At 29.4% G+C, this 22,276-nt stretch carries 21 protein-coding genes and 1 tRNA gene; 1 reads left to right on the top strand and 21 read right to left on the bottom strand.

Annotation, left to right across the window (positions count from 1 at the left end; genetic code table 11):
• Nucleotides 1–57: 57 nt before the first annotated feature.
• Entirely contained in the window at nt 58–2,100 is a 2,043-nt protein-coding gene (locus H8891_RS11055) for an ATP-dependent helicase (protein WP_187006499.1), read from the bottom strand.
• Nucleotides 2,101–2,178: 78 nt separating this feature from the next.
• Between H8891_RS11055 and H8891_RS11050 the strand changes: the two genes are divergently transcribed.
• The gene (locus H8891_RS11050; RefSeq protein ID WP_187006498.1) at nt 2,179–3,096 is read left to right on the top strand and encodes a ribonuclease H-like domain-containing protein; all 918 of its coding nucleotides are present in this window, start codon (nt 2,179–2,181) and stop codon (nt 3,094–3,096) included.
• 31 nt (nt 3,097–3,127) lie between these two features.
• Here H8891_RS11050 and H8891_RS11045 read toward each other — a convergent pair.
• The 20 genes from H8891_RS11045 to H8891_RS10950 form a co-directional block, all read right to left on the bottom strand.
• Nucleotides 3,128–3,218, bottom strand: a tRNA-Ser gene (locus H8891_RS11045).
• A 117-nt stretch (nt 3,219–3,335) separates the two neighbouring features.
• Nucleotides 3,336–3,623 carry a hypothetical protein gene (locus H8891_RS11040; RefSeq protein WP_187006497.1) on the bottom strand — a complete coding sequence of 96 codons (288 nt, stop codon included), beginning with the start codon at nt 3,621–3,623 and terminating at the stop codon, nt 3,336–3,338.
• A gap of 16 nt (nt 3,624–3,639) precedes the next feature.
• Nucleotides 3,640–4,056 carry a DUF3842 family protein gene (locus H8891_RS11035; protein WP_147547127.1) on the bottom strand — a complete coding sequence of 139 codons (417 nt, stop codon included), beginning with the start codon at nt 4,054–4,056 and terminating at the stop codon, nt 3,640–3,642.
• Between the two features lie 46 nt (nt 4,057–4,102).
• Nucleotides 4,103–4,294, bottom strand: a complete 192-nt coding sequence (locus tag H8891_RS11030) for a CooT family nickel-binding protein (RefSeq protein ID WP_187006496.1) — start codon at nt 4,292–4,294, stop codon at nt 4,103–4,105.
• A 154-nt stretch (nt 4,295–4,448) separates the two neighbouring features.
• Complete coding sequence (locus tag H8891_RS11025; RefSeq protein ID WP_187006495.1) at nt 4,449–5,264, bottom strand: lipoate--protein ligase family protein; 816 nt, start codon at nt 5,262–5,264, stop codon at nt 4,449–4,451.
• 1 nt (nt 5,265) lies between these two features.
• Nucleotides 5,266–6,222: a radical SAM protein gene (locus tag H8891_RS11020; protein ID WP_187006494.1), complete on the bottom strand. Its 957-nt coding sequence runs from the start codon at nt 6,220–6,222 to the stop codon at nt 5,266–5,268.
• A complete protein-coding gene (locus H8891_RS11015) occupies nt 6,219–7,085 on the bottom strand; it encodes a radical SAM protein (RefSeq protein ID WP_187006493.1) in 867 nt (288 codons plus the stop codon). The genes H8891_RS11020 and H8891_RS11015 overlap by 4 nt, the downstream gene beginning before the upstream one ends.
• A 4-nt stretch (nt 7,086–7,089) precedes the next feature.
• Complete coding sequence (acsV, locus tag H8891_RS11010) at nt 7,090–9,018, bottom strand: corrinoid activation/regeneration protein AcsV (RefSeq protein WP_187006492.1); 1,929 nt, start codon at nt 9,016–9,018, stop codon at nt 7,090–7,092.
• A 181-nt stretch (nt 9,019–9,199) separates the two neighbouring features.
• Nucleotides 9,200–9,574: a glycine cleavage system protein GcvH gene (gene gcvH, locus H8891_RS11005; RefSeq protein WP_187006491.1), complete on the bottom strand. Its 375-nt coding sequence runs from the start codon at nt 9,572–9,574 to the stop codon at nt 9,200–9,202.
• Nucleotides 9,575–9,601: 27 nt separating this feature from the next.
• Nucleotides 9,602–11,737, bottom strand: coding sequence for an acetyl-CoA decarbonylase/synthase complex subunit alpha/beta (gene acsB / locus H8891_RS11000; protein ID WP_330604982.1), 2,136 nt, complete (start codon nt 11,735–11,737; stop codon nt 9,602–9,604).
• Between the two features lie 31 nt (nt 11,738–11,768).
• A complete protein-coding gene (gene acsE, locus H8891_RS10995; RefSeq protein ID WP_187006490.1) occupies nt 11,769–12,581 on the bottom strand; it encodes a carbon monoxide dehydrogenase/acetyl-CoA synthase methytransferase subunit in 813 nt (270 codons plus the stop codon).
• A gap of 33 nt (nt 12,582–12,614) precedes the next feature.
• Nucleotides 12,615–13,991, bottom strand: coding sequence for an acetyl-CoA decarbonylase/synthase complex subunit gamma (gene acsC, locus H8891_RS10990; RefSeq protein WP_187006489.1), 1,377 nt, complete (start codon nt 13,989–13,991; stop codon nt 12,615–12,617).
• Nucleotides 13,992–14,020: 29 nt separating this feature from the next.
• Nucleotides 14,021–14,965: an acetyl-CoA decarbonylase/synthase complex subunit delta gene (acsD, locus tag H8891_RS10985; protein ID WP_147547106.1), complete on the bottom strand. Its 945-nt coding sequence runs from the start codon at nt 14,963–14,965 to the stop codon at nt 14,021–14,023.
• Between the two features lie 18 nt (nt 14,966–14,983).
• The gene (locus H8891_RS10980; RefSeq protein WP_147547103.1) at nt 14,984–15,754 is read right to left on the bottom strand and encodes an ATP-binding protein; all 771 of its coding nucleotides are present in this window, start codon (nt 15,752–15,754) and stop codon (nt 14,984–14,986) included.
• Between the two features lie 43 nt (nt 15,755–15,797).
• Entirely contained in the window at nt 15,798–17,192 is a 1,395-nt protein-coding gene (lpdA, locus tag H8891_RS10975; protein WP_187006488.1) for a dihydrolipoyl dehydrogenase, read from the bottom strand.
• Nucleotides 17,193–17,215: 23 nt separating this feature from the next.
• Complete coding sequence (locus H8891_RS10970; RefSeq protein ID WP_187006487.1) at nt 17,216–18,097, bottom strand: methylenetetrahydrofolate reductase; 882 nt, start codon at nt 18,095–18,097, stop codon at nt 17,216–17,218.
• Nucleotides 18,098–18,129: 32 nt separating this feature from the next.
• A complete protein-coding gene (locus tag H8891_RS10965; protein ID WP_147547097.1) occupies nt 18,130–18,801 on the bottom strand; it encodes a methylenetetrahydrofolate reductase C-terminal domain-containing protein in 672 nt (223 codons plus the stop codon).
• A gap of 26 nt (nt 18,802–18,827) precedes the next feature.
• The gene (locus tag H8891_RS10960) at nt 18,828–19,700 is read right to left on the bottom strand and encodes a bifunctional 5,10-methylenetetrahydrofolate dehydrogenase/5,10-methenyltetrahydrofolate cyclohydrolase (protein ID WP_187006486.1); all 873 of its coding nucleotides are present in this window, start codon (nt 19,698–19,700) and stop codon (nt 18,828–18,830) included.
• Nucleotides 19,701–19,750: 50 nt separating this feature from the next.
• Nucleotides 19,751–20,383, bottom strand: coding sequence for a cyclodeaminase/cyclohydrolase family protein (locus H8891_RS10955; RefSeq protein ID WP_187006485.1), 633 nt, complete (start codon nt 20,381–20,383; stop codon nt 19,751–19,753).
• A gap of 173 nt (nt 20,384–20,556) precedes the next feature.
• Nucleotides 20,557–22,236: a formate--tetrahydrofolate ligase gene (locus tag H8891_RS10950; protein WP_187006484.1), complete on the bottom strand. Its 1,680-nt coding sequence runs from the start codon at nt 22,234–22,236 to the stop codon at nt 20,557–20,559.
• Nucleotides 22,237–22,276: the final 40 nt, after the last annotated feature.

Raw genomic sequence — 22,276 nt, 5'->3', positions numbered from 1 at the left:
ACCTTTAGTTATTTATATAAATAAAAGAGATATATTAAATATATCTCTTTTTATTTACTATGATTTATTTATAATCCCATTTTTAAAACAAATAGAATAATCTAAGTCTTTTGTCCCGCACTTAAACTTAACTTCTATCATTTTTCCATCCTTGCCTGTTATAACTCCATTACCAAATTTCCTATGAACTATATTATCACCTATTTTTATAGCTTTAATATCTTCTTTTGTAGGAGATTTAATATCATCTATGAATCTAGATTGAAATACTTTACGCCCATATTTATTTTTAGGAGAACTTATATAAAGCTCATCTTGTGCTCTAGTTATTCCCACATATAATAATCTTCTTTCCTCTTCTATAGCTGATTTTCTTTTATCTTCATCTTCTATATCATAAGATTTTTCATGAGGTATTGTACCTTCATTTGCACCTATTATATATACATATGGAAATTCTAAACCTTTAGCACTATGCATAGTTGTAAATATTACACCTTCTGAATTTTTATTGTTTCTATTTTCAACTATTTCTGATTTGACTTTTTCTATATGTTCTAAATAATCATTTATAGTATTGAAATGTGTAGAAGAACTTTCTAATTCATTTAATATTTCAATTAATCCATTTGGTTTTATTTTTCTATTACTACAGTAATCTAATACATATCTATCGTAGTCTAGACTAGTTCTTATATATGATATTGCATTTTTGGGCGATAATGTTTTTAAATAACTTAAATCTATTTCTAAATCATTTAACGTTTTTATTTGTTTAGGATGTAAACCTCCTTTATTTATTAAAGCTCCTATAAAATCTCTATCTTCACTAGCTAATTTTATACTTTCTTTAGATATATATCTAAATGGTTTATTTATAATTCTTATCCAATCTTCATTTAAAGTTGTATCTATTCCCAATCTTAAATATGCTAATAAATCTTTAGCAACCCAATGGTCATATATTGTAACTATAGAATCTCTAACTACAAAAGGTATATGCATATCCATAAATACATCAACTAAAGCTCTAGATTGTATATTAGTTCTATATATAACAGCAAAATCATCATAGTTAACACAATTATCTTCACATTTATTTAATATATCTTTTGCTATAAACTTTGCTTCTTCTTCTGAATCTTCTGTACTTATATATTTCACTATTCCCTTTTCACCTCTATCGCACTTTATTGACTTTTCATATCTATTTTCATTATTTTGTATTAGCTTATTAGCTATATCTGTTATTCCTTTTTTAGATCTATAATTTATATCTAATATATACTTTTTACTATTTTTAAAATACTGTTCAAATTCTAATAAAAAATCTGGTCTAGATCCTCTAAATCCATATATACTTTGATCTTCATCTCCTACTACAAATATATTATTATTAGGACTTGAAATTAGTTTTAGAACCTCAAACTGTACTTTATTTATATCTTGAAATTCATCTACTAAAATATATCTATATACATTTCTTACTCTATCCAAAACTCTTTTATTATTTTTTAATAAGTAATATGTTTTTATAAGCATATCATCAAAGTCAATTTTGTTTAAACTTTCTTTATACTCCTCATACATATTGTAAGTTTTTATAAACTCATCCTTGCTAAGTATCTCAGAATCAAAATCAGATTTATCCATTAGCTCATTTTTCACATAAGATATTTCATTTATAACACTTAGTATAGTATCATCATCTTCTGCATTTTCTACGTTTAAATTTTTTAAAATTCCTTTTATAGCAAACTTCTTACTCTTTTCATCCAGTATACAATCTAACTCATATTTTTCAAAGAATCTTAGTATTCTAAAAAATACAGAATGGAATGTTCCATAGTTTACACTGTTTAATCTAACATCATTACTTAAACTAATAGCTCTGTTTTTCATTTCTGTAGATGATGCTTTTGTAAAACTAATAGCTAAAATAGTTTTAGGATTTATATTATTATTTAAAACCATATTAACTATTCTATATGTTATCACCCTAGTTTTTCCCGATCCTGGTCCAGCTAAAACCATACAAGGTCCGTCTATATGCATAACAGCACTTTTTTGATTGTCATTTAATTTATTTATATCTATCATAATTTATCACCTTGAACTATCTTTATATTATTTTATAATTAATATTATATATCATATTTTTTAAAAAGGAGTAGCACTATGCAAGTTATTACTAAAACTTTAGATGATTTAATAGATATACCTGAAAATCACTTCGTATTCGATATAGAAACTACAGGATTAAGTCCTAAATTTTCTAAAGTAATTTTAATAGGTATCCTTTATAATCATAAAAATAAAACTATAATAAAACAATACTTTGCTTCATCAGAGGAAAAAGAAAAAGATATATTATTAACTTTCATAGAAGATATAAAAAATTTCAAAGGACATGTAACCTTCAATGGAATTTCTTTTGATATACCTTTTTTAAACTCTAGATTTGAAAAACATAAAATTGATTATAATATGGATAAATCTAAAGATATTGATATTTTACGCCTTATAAAGCCTTATAAGGAAAAACTATCTCTATCTGATTGTAAACTAAAAACTATAGAAAAATACCTAGGTATAGAAAGAGAAGATACTATATCGGGAAAAGAAAGTGTTAAATTATATAAAGAATTTGTTTTAACTAAAGATAAGTTATTAAAAAAGAAAATATTACTACATAATTATGAGGATATTTTTTATTTAGGTAAAATATTTAAAATTAGAGATGTTTTAGATGAAAAACTTGATTATATAAATATATCAATAAATGAAATTGTATATAAAATTTTATTAACTAAATATAAAATTTCTAAATCAACATTAAATCTAACTTTTATATCTAATGATAAGTTTAATTTAAATATAAACTTATTTAGTGAAGACTATAATATTGTATCTGATGAATACAACTTATATCTTAACATTAATCTTCATACTGCAATAGATTCTAATTATAGTAAAATTTTATTTTATAATTTAGGATCTATTATCCCAATCAAAATAAATGATGAATTTATAACTGAAAATATATTAGCTTTATCTAAATATATATTTTCTAAAGAATTTAATTATATAAATTAAAAAGACTGTTGATTTTATCAACAGTCTTAACTGGCGGAGAAGGAGGGATTCGAACCCTCGCACCGGTTACCCAGCCTAATCCCTTAGCAGGGGATCCTCTTGAGCCACTTGAGTACTTCTCCGTATTCATCATTACTATATTTAAATTATATAATCTTAATATTAATCTGTCAACGTTTTTTGTAAAATTTTATTTAAATTTATGTAATAATAAAAGGGAGTATACCTCCCATTTATTATTACATATGCCTTTTAGCTTCTAATAAATTTTCGTTTGCTTGTCTTAAACATTCTATAGCTTTTTCTATATTAACCGCAGTTTCCTCTTTACCCATTTCTCTTGCTTTATCTACCCATTCTCTAAATCCTTCTTCATGAGATTCATTATGATTTACCCAATGCACTAAAAGTATATTTAAAGTCTTTTCATCTTTATTTTCTTGTGATGATCCATGAGAATGATGATGACCATGTTCATGATCATGCGTTCCATGATGATATCTAATACTATCTTTATTTAAAATCATATTAATCTCCCCCAAGTTATTTTATATTAAATTCTTTTTTTATTAATTTAACTGCATCTTTAATTAAAAGTGCTAATGGCTTTCCTTCTAAACCTACCATCTCTATGTCTTCCGGCATAATAGGTAAAAGTATTTTTAATGCCTCACTCGTTGCTATAGATTCACTTATTTTAGATGTCACTTCTCCCATCATAGAATTAGGTATAACTACAGATATAGGTGCTACAACTATACTTGCCTTTTTTGTAGAAACAATTATAGCATTTTCTCCTGTTGCTCCCTTATTTGCATGTGATTTCATCATTGAACTTGTTGCTATTGAGTTAGTCCCTAGTGCATAGATTTCTATATAGGATGGTAATTCTTCTCTTAAAGATGTTACTATTTGAGCTCCTATTCCTCCACCCATACCATCAATAACTGCTATTACCATAATTTATCTCCTTGTTTTATCCATCGCTATATAAGCTTTACATATTTTACTTAGATTCATTTATTATTATTTTGTGATCCATAAGTTTTATTTCTTTTATTTCTCCATCTATTATTTTTTGATCTCCTAATAAATCTGTAAGATATACTTTTCCTTCATATGGGTCTATGCTCACTACATTGTCCATAACTCTTTCAAGTTTTTCTCCCCTTATAACATAAGCTGCTGATTCACACATAATACCTTCCCCCTTTTAATCTATTTTTATATCAAAAAAAGATTTCTTCAAGGCACTTCAAGTCCCTCAAAGAAACCTTCATGATTTCAGTTAACTATCTACTTTGAGTATATCATTGAAAATAATGCAAAGTCAATTGATTAATCTACATTATTTACCTTTTATTTAAATATTCTTCAGATATATATTTTTCATATAATTCATTAGCTAATTCATATTCATAATCACTTATACCATCTTCTTCAAAACTTACATTAAACACATCTTCAAAGCCTTTAATCAATGAATTCTCCAAACTTGTAATATCAACATTTTTTCCTAATTCATTTTCAATACCACTAGCTTTACTTAAAGTAAATTTCTTTGCTCTTTCTTTTAACTCTGGAGTTTTAGTTTTTATAACTTCAAATAAATCATCTACATTAAAATCTAGTACTATAGACCCATGTTGTAGTATAATACCTTCTTTTCTGTGCTGAGCACTACCTACAACCTTTTTATTATTTATTGTTATCTCATATGATGCGTGTGCATTAAAACAAGCTGCCGAAAGTTTTTCTCTATTTATCCTTTCTCCCTTACTTAAATTATCAATATTTACACCTTCAATACTTAATCCTTTTGCAATTCCTTCACTTATAAATTTATATGAAGCGTTTATACTTTTATCCATTAGGTTATTATCTTCACCTACTATTATGGAATAGGTCAATTCATTTTGATGCAATACAGCTCTTCCCCCAGTTATTCTTCTAACACAATCAATATTTAATTTTCTACATTTTTCTAAATCAACTTCTTTCTCTAAGCTTTGAAAGTATCCTATACTCAAACAATGTGGATGCCAAGTGTAAAACCTTAAAGTTGGTTTGCTTTTTCCTTCTTTATAAGCTATCATGATTGCTTCATCTATTGCCATATTCATTGCCCCATTGAAAGCTTTATTTCTTATTAATCTCCAATTTTGCATTTTAAATTTCCCCTATTTTAAAATTCAATTCTTTTATTGCTAAATCTATTTCATCCTTATTTAGTTTTTTTGAATAATTATATATTGTGTGACCTGGTCTTTCATTGTAGTATGGCCTATTACAGTCTTTGCATCCTTTTATTTCAAATGGCAGTCCTTTTAAAATATCTTGTTTCATATAATCATCTATTTCTACAAATTCCAAATATCCATTTTTATTGAATTTAAAATAATCCCTGTTGTATCCTTTATCAATCATGTATGTCATTAATTGAATTCTTCTATAACTTTCTATATTAGGTTGACATACATGTTCCATTTTAGTCCCTTTTACAGGCGTAAAAGCAAATAAACTTATAGTTATACTATAACTCTTTAAATTTTTATACAAATCATATACTTCTTTATGAGTTTCTCCTAATCCAACTATTATGTGCGTGCTTATTTTGTTAGGATACATAATCCCAGCTTCTTTAATAAAATCTATTTTTTCTTCAAAATTATTTCCCTTTATACTTTCATATAATTCTTTATTTACAGCATCTATTGCTATTCCTATTTTATCTACTCCAAGTTCAAAAAACTTATCTAAATCCTCCATATCTTCTAACTTAGCAGATAATGATATAGGAATGTCTAAATATTTATTTATATATTTTATAAATTTTGTTACTTCATCATATGATTCATCGCTAGCCATAGATTGTATGCATATACGTTTAATATTATCTTTTTTATAATTTATAAATGCATCTAATATATCTTCTTTATCATACTCTGGCCATATTACTCTAGATAACTTATCTTTCCTACTACTACTTTCTATTGATTGAGAACAAAAAGAACATTTATTGCTACACTTATTACCTATCATTATATATGCAGTAGTAGGAGGTATATCACTCTTACCTTTTTTCATTTCAAGCTCTATCGCAGTTCCAATAGATAATCTAATCATAATATACAACACTCCTTGCTCTCTATAATGTTTAATTTCATTTCTTTTACTAATTCTCTACATTTTCTTGATGGTAAAACAATCTTATTTATCCCACATTCTAATGCTATACTATCTAATAAATTCCTATATTCTCCTCGAGGCCTCATACATCCTAAATTTATTTTTGTTCTAGGAAGGTTTAACCTAGCTTCACATAATAAATCTGCGACTTCACTAATTTGAGGAGGCTTCACATTTTCATATTCAGTATTTTTAGTTGGAATTAAAACTATAAAAGTTAACTGATTTGGCTGATTTTCTTTTAAGTAATCAATAATTTCATATTCGCCTTTTATTTTTCCACCTTTTAATCCTATACATATATGCGGCGCTACATTTGTGTGTTGTTGTATATATTCATAGGTTGATATATATTCATTTTTGCTTTTATTCATCTTATAAACTTCTTTTATTGTATCTTCATCAAATACTAAATCAAAAGATACATAATCTAAATACTTACATATTTTTTTTATATTTTCCTTGTTCATAAGTCCTATGTGTGAATTCAGTTTATATCCTTTTTCTTTTAATTTTTTTATAATATCAATATATCTTTCTATAGGTACATCTCCATCATAACTACAACCTCCACTTAACAAGATACTTGTAATATATCTTTTATTTAAATTTTTTTCATAATCACTTATAGGAATCATATTTTTTAAATACTGTCCGTTACAATGCGCACACCCTAAGCTACATTCATTATCTGTTGTACTTAAAGTTAGTGTTTGATTTGGATAAGCAAATTCTATATCATATCCAAAATTTTTAAGTTTTGTTTCGTATGCTAGTTTAATTTTTTCATTTGTATTCATATATTTATTCTCCTAGCATCTTTTTTACTGTTGGAAATTGTTCTATATTTGTGTGAGGTAAGAAACAAGCAGATATAAACTCATCCATATAGGTTGGATATACACTTAGCTCTACATATGTTAATTGATTGCCTATCTCTTTTAGTTTGTTTTTAGCATCATTACTTATTAAAGTTAAATATGCTCCTATTAACGAACTATTTCCTATATAATTAAATTTTTCTCTTTCTATGTCTGGAAGTAATCCAATCATAATTGAATTTTCTATATTTAAACTATTTCCAATTCCCCCAGCAATTAAAACCTTATCTACTACGCTAAAATCCATACCTAAACTTTCTATAAGAGTTGCTGCCCCTGAGTATATAGCTCCTTTTGCTCTTATAAAGTTATCTATATCTACTTCATTTACAGTTATGTCATTTTCTATATTATATTCATCTTTAAAGGCAAGAACATATTCTCCTATATCATGTTCATTAAACCTTATTCTATTATTATTTAAATCTCTATTAATCTTACCTCTTCTATCAACTATGCCATTAATCATCATTTTGCATATAAGATCTATTATTCCTGATCCGCATATACCTACTGGCTTACAATCTCCTATAATTGTTAATTCAGGCTTTAAGGTAAGTTTATCTATATCTATCTTTTCTATAGCTCCATTAGATGCTCTCATTCCACAACTTATACCTCCACCTTCAAATGCAGGACCAGCAGAACAAGCACAAGTCATCATATAGTCTTTATTTCCAAATACTATTTCTCCATTAGTCCCTAAATCTATAAAAAGGACATTTTCTTCACTAGTCCAAATTCCTGCTGATAATACTCCTGATGTTATATCACCTCCAACATAACTAGCTACTGAAGGTGCTAAATAAATTTGTCCATTAGGATTTATATTTATACCTACATCTTTACCTTCAAGGTTTGGAGAATTTACAAATGGAGGTATATATGGTTCTTGTCTTAAAAAATCTGGATACACACCTAAAAATAAGCTACTCATAGTTGTATTTCCCGCCACTATAAAAGAAATAGCATTATTTTTATTTATATTATTTCTTTCATACATAGTTTCTAATAAAGGATTTATAGTTTCATATATTATAGATTTTCTTAAATTTTCAAGCCCATCTTTTTTTGTAGAATATATTATTCTATTTATTACATCTGCACCATATTTAATTTGAGCATTTCCTGATGATGCTTTATCTATAATTTTATTAGTATTTAAATTAACTAAACAAACAACAACAGAAGTAGTCCCTATATCAACTGAAATACCATAGAGTTTATCTTCTGTATTTCCAGATTCTATATCAATTAAATATATATAATTAGTTTTTTCTTCATATGTGATAGTAACTTTAAATTTATCTTCCCTAAGTACTATAGGAACTTTTTTTAAAAATTCTATACTAAAATCTATATTTTCATAACCTATATTATTTCTTATATATCTTTGTAGTCTATCTATATCACTTATATTGTCATCTAAATTAGGTTCTTCTAGCTCTATATATTTTTTTAATATATTATTTGTAAATTCTAATCCATTTTCCTTAAGCATATTTATAGATTTTTCAAATATTTTCTTATCATCATTTTTATCACTACCTTCTATTTTCATTTCATTTATAGACGATGATAGTTTAGAAGGAATTTCAATTTCTATATCTTCAATAATTTTACTCGCACATGACAGTATATATCCTTGATTTCTTTCTTCATTGCTTATATGTACATTCATCTCAGAATCTACATTTCCATGTATTAATTTAACCTTACACTTACCACAAACCATACTTCCGTTACAAGGAGCATCTATAAATATTTTGTTATCTCTAATTACATCTAACAAATTATCCCCTTTACTACACTCAATTTCTTTTTTATGAGATGCTATCTTAACCTTAGCCAAAAGAACTCCCCCCTATAAAGCGATTTAATATTAATTTTTCTAATAAGTTATATATTCTATATGTTATATTGTATTACCTTGATTTTTACTTATTATTGCTAAAAATTTAATACTATCTAAAAAAAGCTGTATCAAAGTAAATTGTATTTAGTAATTTTACCTTGATACAGCTTATTTATTTCTATTCTAAACTAGACTCATATCCATCAGAGTTTAATAAACTTTCTAATTCATCATTATCTGATATCTTAACTTTTATTATCCACGCTTCATAAGGATCTTCATTTATAGCTTCTGGCTCATCTTCTAATGCTTCGTTTATTTCAACAACTTCTCCAGATATAGGTGCTATTAAGTCAGATGCAACTTTAGAAGACTCTACAACTCCAAAATCTTTACCCTTAGTTATTTCATCTTCTACTTCAGGCATCTCAACAAATAGTATTTCTCCCAATTGATCTTGTGCATAATCTGTTATTCCTATATAAGCATAATCATCTTCTACCTTAACCCATGTATGTTCCTTACAGTATTTTAAACTTGGTATAACTTTCATATTTTCACTCCTTAAAAATTTACTTTTTTACATTACACATTCCATAGCTAAAGCTGGATGACCTTTTTCTTCTAGATATGCTAATACCCCTTCAGAATCAGTAGCTATTGTTTCATCACATATCATATCTGTAAAGTTTTCTATTCCATGTAATTCTTTCATAGTAGCATTTAATTTATCAGCAACATAATCTTTTAATTCTTTTGGCATCCATACTATTCTAGATGGACCTCCTTCTGCATAAGCAAATTTCTTAGAAGATATAAATTGTCTTCCATGGCCCATAAATCCTGGAGTTTGAACACCTCCACCTGTCATAGAAGCAAGTTCTCCAAACGTCATACCAACAGGAGTTATTCCACCATGTTCTCTATTAACTATAACAAATCCATTAGCTTCTGGCATTATACCGCATATACACTCAAAACATCCACAAGAAGTCATAGGATCTTCTAATATAGAGTAAAGTGTAACACTTTCAACTGCACCTTGAGATATATTAGCTACTTCATCATTTACTGATTGCCATATACCTTTTAAGTCGTCTAAACATTCACCTTTTACTATAGGTTGACATGGTCCTGTTTGATCTAATTCCTTAGTTGCCTTAGCATCTAACCAGCTAACTGCTCCACAAAGACCAAGTCTTTCAGGAGTTACAACACAAACATGTGCTGGTGCAAATGATTGACATAAATTACAAGTGTAGAATTCTTCAACACTTTCATCTACTAGTGAAGCTAATCTTTCATCTCTTGATCTATATTTTGGAGTTGCATATTCTTCTTTTAATTTAGCAACTTCAGCTTCATCAGTTATTAAAGTTATTTGACACTTATCAACAACTGATTCAAATTCATCTAACATCTTAGCATATAAAACTTCACCTATATGGTTTAGTCTAAATCCTTTTTCAAATGCATCCTTAGATATTCTTACCCAAGTTATATCTCTTTGCCCAACATGCATTACACCTTCTATATAGTTTAAGAAATAGTGAAGTCTTCTTTCTAGTACAGGTTCAAAATCTTCTTGCATATTCTTACCAGCTATATCAACTACTACAGCAAGTGGTAATCTTACTACTCCATTTACAGCTTCTAACTCGTCTATATCTTTACCTATTATTTCAATCTTATGGTCTTCAACTTCTGATAATTCTCTTTTTCTAACTAATTCCCAAGCTTCAGTTTTATTTCCACCAAACTCAGCATACATATCATTTTTTCTTATTCTTTCACCTTCAAAAGCAGCTGCAAAAGATACTGGTATTGGAATTTCAGTAACTTTTATTTTGATTCCCCTAGCTTCTAGTGAAGTTGCTACAAACTTATCATAATTTTTTTGAGTTAATAAATTCATTGGAACTTCTAAAACATATTGATCAGTTATAACTGGGAATCCTAATGCTATAGCTCCAGCTCCACAAGATACAACCAAGTCACTTAATGGACCAAATGCATTTACAAATGCAGGAACTCTTTTTGCAGTATAATCTAATAATCCATTTAAATCACCAGGAGTTAAGTTTCCAAATATTAATGCAGCTCTTACTGCAACAGATACAACATGTATTACACTTGTTACATCATACCCTAAAGGTATAACCCTAAGTTCTAGACCCATTTTTACTCCAGCTTCTATAGCTTGATCTATTACTTTTCCAACTAAGAATGTTAATAGTCCTTTAGATTGATAATCTTTAATTACATTAGCTGCAATTTCTGGATCTGGACATTCTCCAAGTACAACTGCAACTCCAGGTATATCTCCTGTAACTAGTGGTACTCCAAGTGATCTTATTATCGGGTCTGTTATATGTCCTGCACAAGGTTCATTATATGGAGTGTCATTTATAGCATATTTTATAGCTTCTATAACTTCAGCAGCTAGTGCAGTAGCTAACCCAGCATTAAATACATGTTCTAATAAGTGTGTTTTATTTATTAAACTTTCAACAATTTCTAAAGCTGCTTCTAAGTCCCCTAGATTATTCATCTTCTTTCCTGTTGCGGCATATATACAAGGTAGTGAATATGCCGTATCAGGAAATTCTACTTTATTATCTTTTCCATGCTTTTCTATAGCTTCATTAAGTAATCCTTTTGCAGCTTCTAAAGCTTGCTCAGATCCATTAAAAACAGTACTGTACAAATTTTTCACTCTATTTCCCCCTTTTATTGAATATATCTATTTATACGTTATATGCAAATCCGCCTTCATTTAATTCTAGGAAAGAGTCTGCATACAAGCTTGAATTTCTTATTATATCGCAAGATTTTATCATTCTCATTAATTCTTCATCACATGGATTTACTATTGCAGAACTAAATCCATTAGCCATAGCCATAGCTACAAATGCACTATCTAATATAGGTCTTACATGTTTAGGGCATCCATTTGATACATTAGATAATCCTCCTGTAGTTAATAATCCCATCTCTGTCATCATTTTTATAGCTTCTAAAACTTCCATTTGCTTATCTTGCATTCCCTTTATAACTAAACATAGTGGATCAAATAACATATCTTCTGCCTCTAAACCTGCCATTAATCCTCTTTCCAACATTTCTTGGCAATAAGCCATACGCTCATCATTATCTCTTGGTATACCTTCTTTAGCACATAAAGCTATAACTTTAGCTTCATACTCTCCTGCTAAATCTATTAACTCTATTCTTCCAGCTGCATCAGCTGAGTTTATTATTGGTTTTCCGTGTTCTCTATTATAAACTTTAAGTCCCGCTTCTATAGCTTTTCTATTAGCTGTATCTAGTGCTAATGGAACATTGTTAAATTCTGATTGAAGTAATTTAACACCCCAAGTCATTATGTCTTCTCCATCTCTTTCAGCTGGCCCTATATTAAAATCTATATAATGAGCTCCAGCATCTAGCTGTTCCTTAGCTCTTTTTAGTATTGGTTCAGGATTTCTTTCTTCTAAAGCCTTTCTTATTGATGGCGATATGCAATGTATTCTTTCACCTATAACCATGAATTTTTCCATATATTTAATCCCCCTATTAATTTATATTTTTTATTAAGCTTTAGCTAAAGCTTCTTCTTTACTAGCTTTATATTCTCTTAAGAATTTCGGTAATTCCATTGAATCTTCAGTACCTATAACTACATTCCATCCAGGTAAGTTATCTTCTATATCACCTTTTAATACAGCTACTTTTCCTGGTATAATTAAATCTCTATTTTTAGTCATGTCAGAAACTTTACTTTCTTTTATAAAGTTAGCTATAGAACTTCCTCCAAATTTTCCAGCAGCCCATGCTGTAAGAACAGAATATCCACCTGCATCTGGTATAGCTAACCATACAGGTACCTTAGATCTTTCTATTTCTCCTGCTATTATGAAATAAGTTAATGCAAAATCAACAGTAACTAAAACTGGAGAATTTTCATCTGGATTATTTATTGGATATATCTTAGTTTCTACTCTCATTGGTCTTTGCGGATCTGTATATATATTTTGTCTAAGTGCAAATAATGGTAGTGCTTTTGCGTAATCTATATTATCTAAAACTATTATAGATCCATATTTTACTGTAAACACTGATGATAAAGCTACTTCCATCATAGGATTTTCTTTTGATAATTTATTTGCAAATATTATTGATGGGTATCCAAATGTTCTATCTTGCTCTTTTAAAGATATTCTTCTTACTTGAACTGTATTTGTAAATGTATCTTTTATAGTTTCTCCTGTTGTATCTAATATTAATTCTTTATATCCAAGTGATTGTATAGCTTCTGTTGTAGCATATAAATCTTCTAAGCTAGATGCTTTTACCCCTAATGCTAACTTATCATTTTTAACTACTTCTACCATTTCTTTATAATTTTCTTTATTTGCTCCATAAACTATAGGCTTTGTTTCCTTTAATAATTCAACAGCATCTTTTGCTATTTGTACATCTTCACAAATTATCATGTATGTTACATTTAAATCACTTTCTTTTAACTTATTTATTAAATTTAAATAAGTTTCTTTATTAGAATTGTATCTTAAAGCTGCTATCTCAACCTTCATTTCTTCACCGATTCTTATATAGTTAACAGCCTTTATATTTTCTATTCTTGAGTTTATTTCTTCTTCCGTCATAGTGTCACAAAATTCAACTGCAAATCTATTTCTATTTACTAAAGTTTTTTCATGTCTAAATAATACAGTTTCTCCACCTAAATCATATTGTGATTGATCTGTTCCTATTTTTATAGTTCTCATAAGAGGTGCAGTAGCTTCTGATAATTTATCTAACGATTCTTGTGCCATATGAGGACATTTACCTATTTCACAAGCTCCTGATGCAACCTTCATACAAAAAGCCATACAAGTTGGAAATCCACAATCCTTACAATTCTTTTTTGGTGTTAATTTAAATATATCTAAAGCTTTTAAAGCCATATTTTTCTCCCCCTAACCTTTAACTTATATTAAGCTAATTCACTAACTAAAGTTTTTATAGTTTCTACAGATTTTGGATGACGAAGTACTACTGCATTAGCTCCTCCAACTAAAGCACTTGCTGCAGTTGATATCTCCATATATATTCCTCTAGTTTCTTGGCATCCCCAAGCTGGTTCATCTTCTATACTAGCTACCGACTCTTTTACATTCCAAGTTTCAAAAGAAACTGGTGTTATTATCGGCATTTGCAATGTTTTATCGTTTTGACCTAGTGCCGCAAGTCTAATTCTATCCATTGTAGATGCAACATACTCATATCCATATCCTACAGCTGAACAACCAACATTCATTACTATATTTTCTTGCTTAACTCCTAGCTGAGTTAATAATACATTTAATTGCTTAGCTAAGTTTATATCAACAGAAGACTCTGCACCAACTTTATGATTATAAGCCATACCAGCTGCTGCCCCTACACCTTTATAGTTTTCCTCTGTAGCAGACATAAATAAGCAGTTATATCCATCTACTGATTGAGCCACTTTTTCAAAAACCTTAGCATCTTTTTCAAAATTCCCAGTTCCAGCTATAACTATAGGCAATGAAACGTTAGATGCAACTTCTTTTGCCAAATCTGCACACTCTTCAGGCGATTTATCCATTCCATTAGGATCTGCTCCTTCAAATTTTAAACATATAAAATCAGGCTTTATATTCTCCTCTATGTATTTAGCCCATTTAACACTGTCATTAGCTACATCTTTATATAAATCTTTTATTTCTTGTGTCCAGTTTTCTGGATATATATCTAAAATTTCAACCCCTATTTTTTGAGTATTTGTACTTTCTCCATCAAAGTTATAAAAAGGAAGTATATTTTCTCCTCCTATTTTTATACAACTTTCACCTGACCCTAATTCCACCTCTGATATCTTACCAGAGTACTTTTGAACAGACATCTTAAATGCCATATTTTTCTCCCCCTTAGCCTAATTTAATTCTAATTTAGATATTATATTTTTAATAGCTGCTCTCGATTTAGAATCTTCAGGTAGTTTTACTAATGGTATCCCAGAAGAATCATATTCATATATAAGCTCATCTAGAGGTACTACACCTAAAAGATCTAATTTATGTTTTTCTATTTCCTCTTTTACTCCATCATTTAATATTCCATTTGGAGCTTTATTTACTATTAATTGCATATCCCCTACATTTAAATTTAATTCCCTTGCTAGATCTCTTATTCTTGCAACTGCCTGTATACTACGTCTTGAACAGTCACTAACCAACAATAATTTATCTATATGTTTAGTAGTTTTTCTACTTAAATGCTCCATACCTGCTTCATTGTCTATAACTAAGTAATCATAACTATCAGAAAGCTTATCTGTTTGTTCTCTTAATATTCCATTTACATAACAATAACAACCTTCTCCTTCTGATCTTCCCATAACTATTAAATCGTATCCTGGACCTTCTGCTACTGAAGTATTTAATCTGTATTGTAGATATTGAGCTTTTGTCATACCTCCTGGGAATGAATTCCCTTGTTTTTCTCTTTGGTTTATCTCTTCCCTTATCTGACCTAATGTTACATCTATGTCTAATCCCAATACCTCATTTATATTAGCATTTGCATCTGCATCAACTACTAATATTGGTCCTTTCTTATCATTTACTAAGCAGTCAATTAAAAGCCCTGTAAGACTAGTCTTACCAGTTCCACCTTTTCCTGCCACTGCAATATTAAATCCCATAAGATTTCCCCCTTTGTTTCGTCTAAACAGGACTTTTTCCTGTTTATGCTTTTGCTAATTTTGGAGCTGCATGAACACATTCTCCATGAACATCATGAAGTGCTTCCATTATCCCTTCTGATAATGTAGGATGTGCATGTATTACATCTCCAACTTGTTCTACTGTTAATCCTAAATGTACTGCTAAAGATAATTCTGTTAATAAGTCTGTCGCGTGAGGTCCTACTATAGATGCGCCTATTACTTTGTCTTCTTGATCTGCTAATATTTTTATGAATCCTTGGAAGTGTCCTATTGCTTGAGCTTTTCCTAATGCTCTAAAATCGAATTGTCCTACTTTGTATGTTATATCTTGTTGTTGAAGCTCTTTTTCGGTTTTCCCTACTCCTGCAACTTCTGGTTCAGTATATACACATCTTGGAACTGCTTTATAATTTACAGTTTTTGAATTGCCACAGACAGCATTTTGTGCTGCTATTAATCCTTCTTTAGATGCTACATGTGCTAAAAATGGTGTATTTATTAAATCTCCTATTGCATATATACCTTCAATATTTGTTTCTAAATTTTCGTTTACTACTATTTTACCTCTTTCTAATGTGATTCCTATATCTTCTACCCCTGAATTATCTAAATAAAGTTTTCTGCCTATAGATAATAACGCCTTTTCAGCTTTAATTTGCTTTCCATTGGATAGAGTTGCTACTACTTCATCGTCAACTATTTCACATTTTTCGATTCTAATACCTGTCATTACCTTAATTTTATCTTTTTTAAATTGTCTTTGCAACTGTTTAGCCACATCTTTATCTTCAAGTGGAAGCAACTGATCAAACATCTCAACTATAGTAACTTCAGTTCCTAAAGTTTTAAAGAATTGACCAAATTCACATCCAATAACTCCTCCACCAACTATCAATAAAGACTTCGGAACTTCTTTTAAGTTTAATGCCTCATCACTTGTTATTATAGTCTCTCCATCATAAGGAAACATCGGTAATATAACAGGTTGAGATCCATTTGCTAATATTATTTTATCAGCTTCTATCACCTCTATAGTACCATCTTCTTTTTTTACTTCTATTTTATTTTTATCTATTAATTTACCAAATCCATTAACTAATTTTATACCTCTTTTATCAAATAAAAATTCAATTCCATTAATTAATTGATTTACTATTTTATTTTTTCTTCCCATTATACTTTCAAAATCTGCTTCAATATTTCCATCTATACTTATTCCAAAATCTTTAGCTTCTTTTATAGACGTAATTAATGATGAAGATGCTAATAATGCTTTTGTTGGGATACATCCTACATTTAAGCAAGTTCCCCCAACTCTTCTTTTTTCTATAACTGTAACATCAGCTCCAAGCATAGCAGCTTTTATAGCAGCTACATATCCACCTGGACCTCCTCCAATTACTGCTACTTTCATTTAACAATCCCCCTAATATAAATTTATATATTTGCCGCGTCTAAAATAGCTGGTACATTTTCTTCTGCTCCTATAGCCATTATATGAACTCCATCACATAAATCTTCATTTCTTAATTGTTGTATTAGCTCCCCTGCTATTTTTATTCCTTCACTTACCCAATTTTCTTTACCTACAGATCTTAATCTTTCTATAAGTTCATCTGGAACATATATACCCGGAACATTTGCATTCATAAATTTAGCCATTCCTGGAGACTTTAAAGGTATTATTCCAGCTAAAACTTTTGTATTCATATCTTTAGTATGCTTTCTAAATTCTCTCATAGTATCTATATCATACACAGCTTGAGTTTGGAAAAACTTAGCTCCTGCGTTTATTTTCTTTTTCATTTTTAATAATTGAATTTCAATAGGTGTGTATCTAGGTGTTACTGATGCTCCCAAGTAAAAATTTGGTGCTCCTTTTAATTGATTACCTACCATATCTGTTCCTTGTGAAAGTTTTTGTGCTGTTTTTAATATTCCAACACAATCTAGGTCAAATACAGGTTTGGCTTGAGGATGATCTCCTACTATGGTGTGGTCTCCTGTTAATGCTAGCATATTTGTAATTCCAAATACTCCAGCAGATAATAATTCTCCTTGTATTGCAATTCTATTTCTATCTCTTCCAGTTACTTGAAGTACTGGTTCTAATCCTTCATCTTTTAATAACTTACATGTAGTAAGCGAAGTCGTTCTCATTACTGCAGATTGAAAATCTGTTACATTTACTGCATGAACTCTTCCTTTAACAGCTTTAGCACATTCTATTAAGTGTGATAAATCTGTTCCCTTTGGAGGAGCCATTTCAGCAGTTACTGCAAACTTACCATTTTCTAAAGCTTCTTTTAATAAGCTCATTTTTTATCCCCCTTTAACCTTTAAAAAACTAATTAAGCATTGGCCATAGATTCTTTTTTCTTTAAGCTTAGACTTCTAGGATTGCATGCTTTAGAGTAATCTTTAGGCTCTTTTATATCTAATAGATTATCTAACTGATTTATAGATTTTAATCTATTGTATATAAGTACCCAAGCACAGTCATTTTCAGGGTCTACTTCGCATTTTCCATCTCTTGCTCCGCCACAAGCTCCATTTAATAATCCTTTAGCACACATAGTTACTGGACAAATTCCTCCAGTCCATCCAAGTTCACATTCTCCACATGCTTTACATGCTTCTTCAAACTCACCAACTCTTTTAACTTCACCTATAAATAAAGTATTATTAGCTGGATATACTGGTTTATCTTTTAAGTTTTTAACTATAGTTTGCGTTCCATCTCCACACGCTAAAGAAAGTATGGCATCAGCTTCTTTTATTTCTGATTTTAGTGATTTTAAATCTTTTTTAGATTTTAAAAGATTACATGCAGGGTCTAACATTTGATATCCTAAAATTTCTTTTCCTTCAGATTCTAATCTTTCTTTCATTTTTAAAACTTCTTCTTCTCCACCACTTTTACACGTAGCTGCACATTGGTTACATCCAACTAACACTATTTTATTAGCATTTTTTATATAACCTAATATCTCTTCAAATGGCTTATTTTCAGAAATTATCATCTCTATTCCCCCTTGAAAATCTCCATTTATTTATTATTTTGTAATTTACAAGCTTTAACTACATGACTAGCTAATATAGAAGTTGTAACTGATCCAACTCCTCCTGGAACTGGAGTTATCATAGAAACTTTATCTAAAACATTGTTAGTATCTACATCTCCACATAAATTGCCTTGATCGTCTACATTTATACCTACATCTATTACTATGGCTCCATCTTTTATATATTCTTCTTTTACCATATTAGCTTTACCAACTGCTGCTACAAGTATATCTGCATTTGATGTTATCTCTGGCAAGTTTTTAGTTCTTGAATGACATATAGTTACAGTAGCATTTTCATTTAATAAAAGCATAGATACAGGTTTTCCAACTACCATAGATCTACCTAATACTACTATGTTTGCACCTGATAAATCTACGTCATAATATTTTAATATTTCTACTACTGCAGTAGGTGTACATGGAGGATATCCACTTTTATCATTTTCTAATATCTTAGATATGTTTATAGGATTAAAACAGTCTATATCTTTATTAGGATCTATCTCATATTTTATTACATCTTCATTTAGATGTTTAGGAAGTGGTCTGAAAGTCAATATTCCATTAACTTTTTCGTCTTCATTTAACTTATGTACTGCTTTTATATATTCTTCCTGAGTTATATTTTCTTCTAACTCTATTACTTCAGTTTCTATGCCTATAGTTTGGCATCTTTTAAGTGCTCCTCTTTCGTAAGCTAAATCATCTGGTCTAGCACCTACTCTGACTATAGCTAATTTAGGTATTATACCTTCCTTAGATAAGTCATTAACTTCTTTTATTAAATTTTCGCTTATTTTGTCTGCGACAGGTTTACCTTTTATTATTTGTCCTTTAGTTGTTATATTGCTCATTTAATCTGGCCCCCTATATCTTAAAAATTAAATAAATTATAGTATGAGTCTTATTTGTTTAGTTCATTTTCTACTTTCTTGTAAACTTCATCACAAATTCTAACTCCATTTTCAACAAGATTATTAACTTCATCTCTTACACTTTTTACATATTCTTCATCTTTGATTGAATTTATATTTATAATAACATTTAGTTGTCCACTAAGTATTGCCGCTCTTAGACATTGAACTCCAACTCCAACATCACTTATTGCAAGTCTTGATCCTTTATCTACTAAATCTTCATGTAATTTAATAGCTTCATAGCATACTTTTACTATTTTTATTGGAACTTCACATGCCTTTTTTAATGCACTTTCCATAGTATCTGCTTTTATTTTCTTTTCTTCTTCCGTAGAATTTGGAAGCCCGTATGCTTTTGATAATGGAAGGAAGCATTCTGCATCTTCATCTATCATATTTATTAAATCTTTTTCTAATTCTCTTGCTTTTTCTAATATAGCTTTTACATTTTCTTCATATTCAGCATATTTTTTCTTTCCTATAGTTAAATTACACACCATACTTCCTAGAGCAATACCTATCGCCCCAGTTAAAGCTGCTGCTCCACCTCCGCCAGGAACTGCTGATTTTGAAGCTAACACATCAACAAAATCTACACATGTTTTTTCCGATATTCTCATTTTCTTTCCTCCATACATAATACCTTATGTTTATTCTATTATATTTTATTAATCGGAAGTAGCGAAATTGTAATTGTAGTTGTCGACGTAGCACTTAAAGTACATCTTTTTAGTACTTTGTGCGAAGAAGAAAACTACAATTACAACGAGCGACCCCCGATTGTTTAATTATATTAGAATAAACCTGATATTACACCATTTTCATCAACATCTATTCTTTCTGCTGCTGGAACTTTTGGAAGCCCTGGCATTTTCATTATATCTCCAGTAAGAGCAACTATAAATCCAGCACCTGCTGAAACAGTCAATTGTCTTACAGTTATTCTAAATCCAGTAGGTCTACCCAACTTAGTTTGATCATCAGTTAAAGAATATTGAGTTTTAGCCATACATATTGGTAATTTGCTAAATCCTAATTTTTCTAAGTTTTGTATTTCTTTTTCAGCCGCTTGAGTAAAATCAACTCCATCAGCTCCATATATTTTCTTAGCTATAGCTTCAATTTTCTCTTTTATAGATAAATCATCTTCATAACAGAATTTAAAATTATTTTCTTCTTCATCTATTAATCTCATAACTTCTTTTGCTACTTCAATTCCACCTTCTCCACCTTTAGCCCATACTTCAGAAAGTGTAACATTAACGCCTAATTCCTTACATTTTTCTTCAACTAATTTAAGTTCAGCTTCAGTATCAAGAGGGAATCTGTTTATAGCAACAACTGCTGGAAGTCCGTATACCTTAGTTATATTTTCAACATGTTTTAAAAGATTTGGAATTCCAGCCTCTAAAGCTCCTAAATTTTCTTCATTTAATTGATCTTTAGATACTCCACCATTATATTTTAACGCTCTAACAGTAGCTACAATTATTACTGCATCTGGCTTTAAATCTGCCATTCTACATTTGATATCTAAGAATTTTTCAGCTCCTAAATCCGCTCCAAATCCTGCCTCTGTTATTACATAATCAGCAAAATGCATTGCCATTTTTGTAGCTATTACAGAGTTACATCCATGAGCTATATTTGCAAATGGTCCTCCATGAACGAAAGAAGGAGTACCTTCTAATGTTTGAACTAAGTTTGGTTTTAATGCATCCTTAAGTAAAGCTGCCATTGCTCCGTTAGCTTTTAAATCTCTAGCTGTAACAGGATCTCCATTATATGTGTAACCAACTATTATATTTCCTAGTCTTTCTTTTAAATCTATTATGTCATTAGCTAAACAAAATGCAGCCATTATTTCAGATGCAACTGTTATATCAAATCCATCTTCTCTAGGAACTCCATGTGCTTTTCCTCCTAATCCATCAGTTATATTTCTTAACTGTCTATCATTCATATCAACACATCTTCTCCAAGTTATTCTTCTTGGATCAATCCCTAAATTATTACCTTGGTGTATATGATTATCAAGCATAGCTGCTAATAAGTTATTCGCAGCACCTATAGCATGAAAATCTCCAGTAAAGTGTAGATTTATATCTTCCATAGGTATAACTTGAGCATAGCCTCCACCAGCAGCTCCACCTTTTACACCAAATACAGGACCTAAAGATGGTTCTCTTAATGCAACTAATACATTCTTATCTAATTTAGCAAATGCATCAGCTACACCTATTGTAGTAGTAGTTTTACCTTCTCCTGCTGGAGTTGGATTTATAGCTGTTGTTAATATTAACTTAGCTTTTTTCTTTTTATTATCTTTTTTTAGTAAGTTATAATCAACTTTTGCTTTATATTTTCCGTAAAGTTCTACTTCATCATCACTTAATCCTAATTTTTTAGCTATTTCTCTTATATCTTGTGGTTTAGCTTCTTGTGCAATTTCTATATCTGATTTAAATCCCATAACTAAATCTCCTCTCACTTTACATTATTATATCTATTAT

Source organism: Paeniclostridium hominis, assembly GCF_014306135.1.
Taxonomy (GTDB): Bacteria; Bacillota; Clostridia; order Peptostreptococcales; family Peptostreptococcaceae; genus Paraclostridium; species Paraclostridium hominis.
Note: the sequence above shows the minus strand (reverse complement) of the source record. Positions and strands in the feature narration are given on the sequence as shown.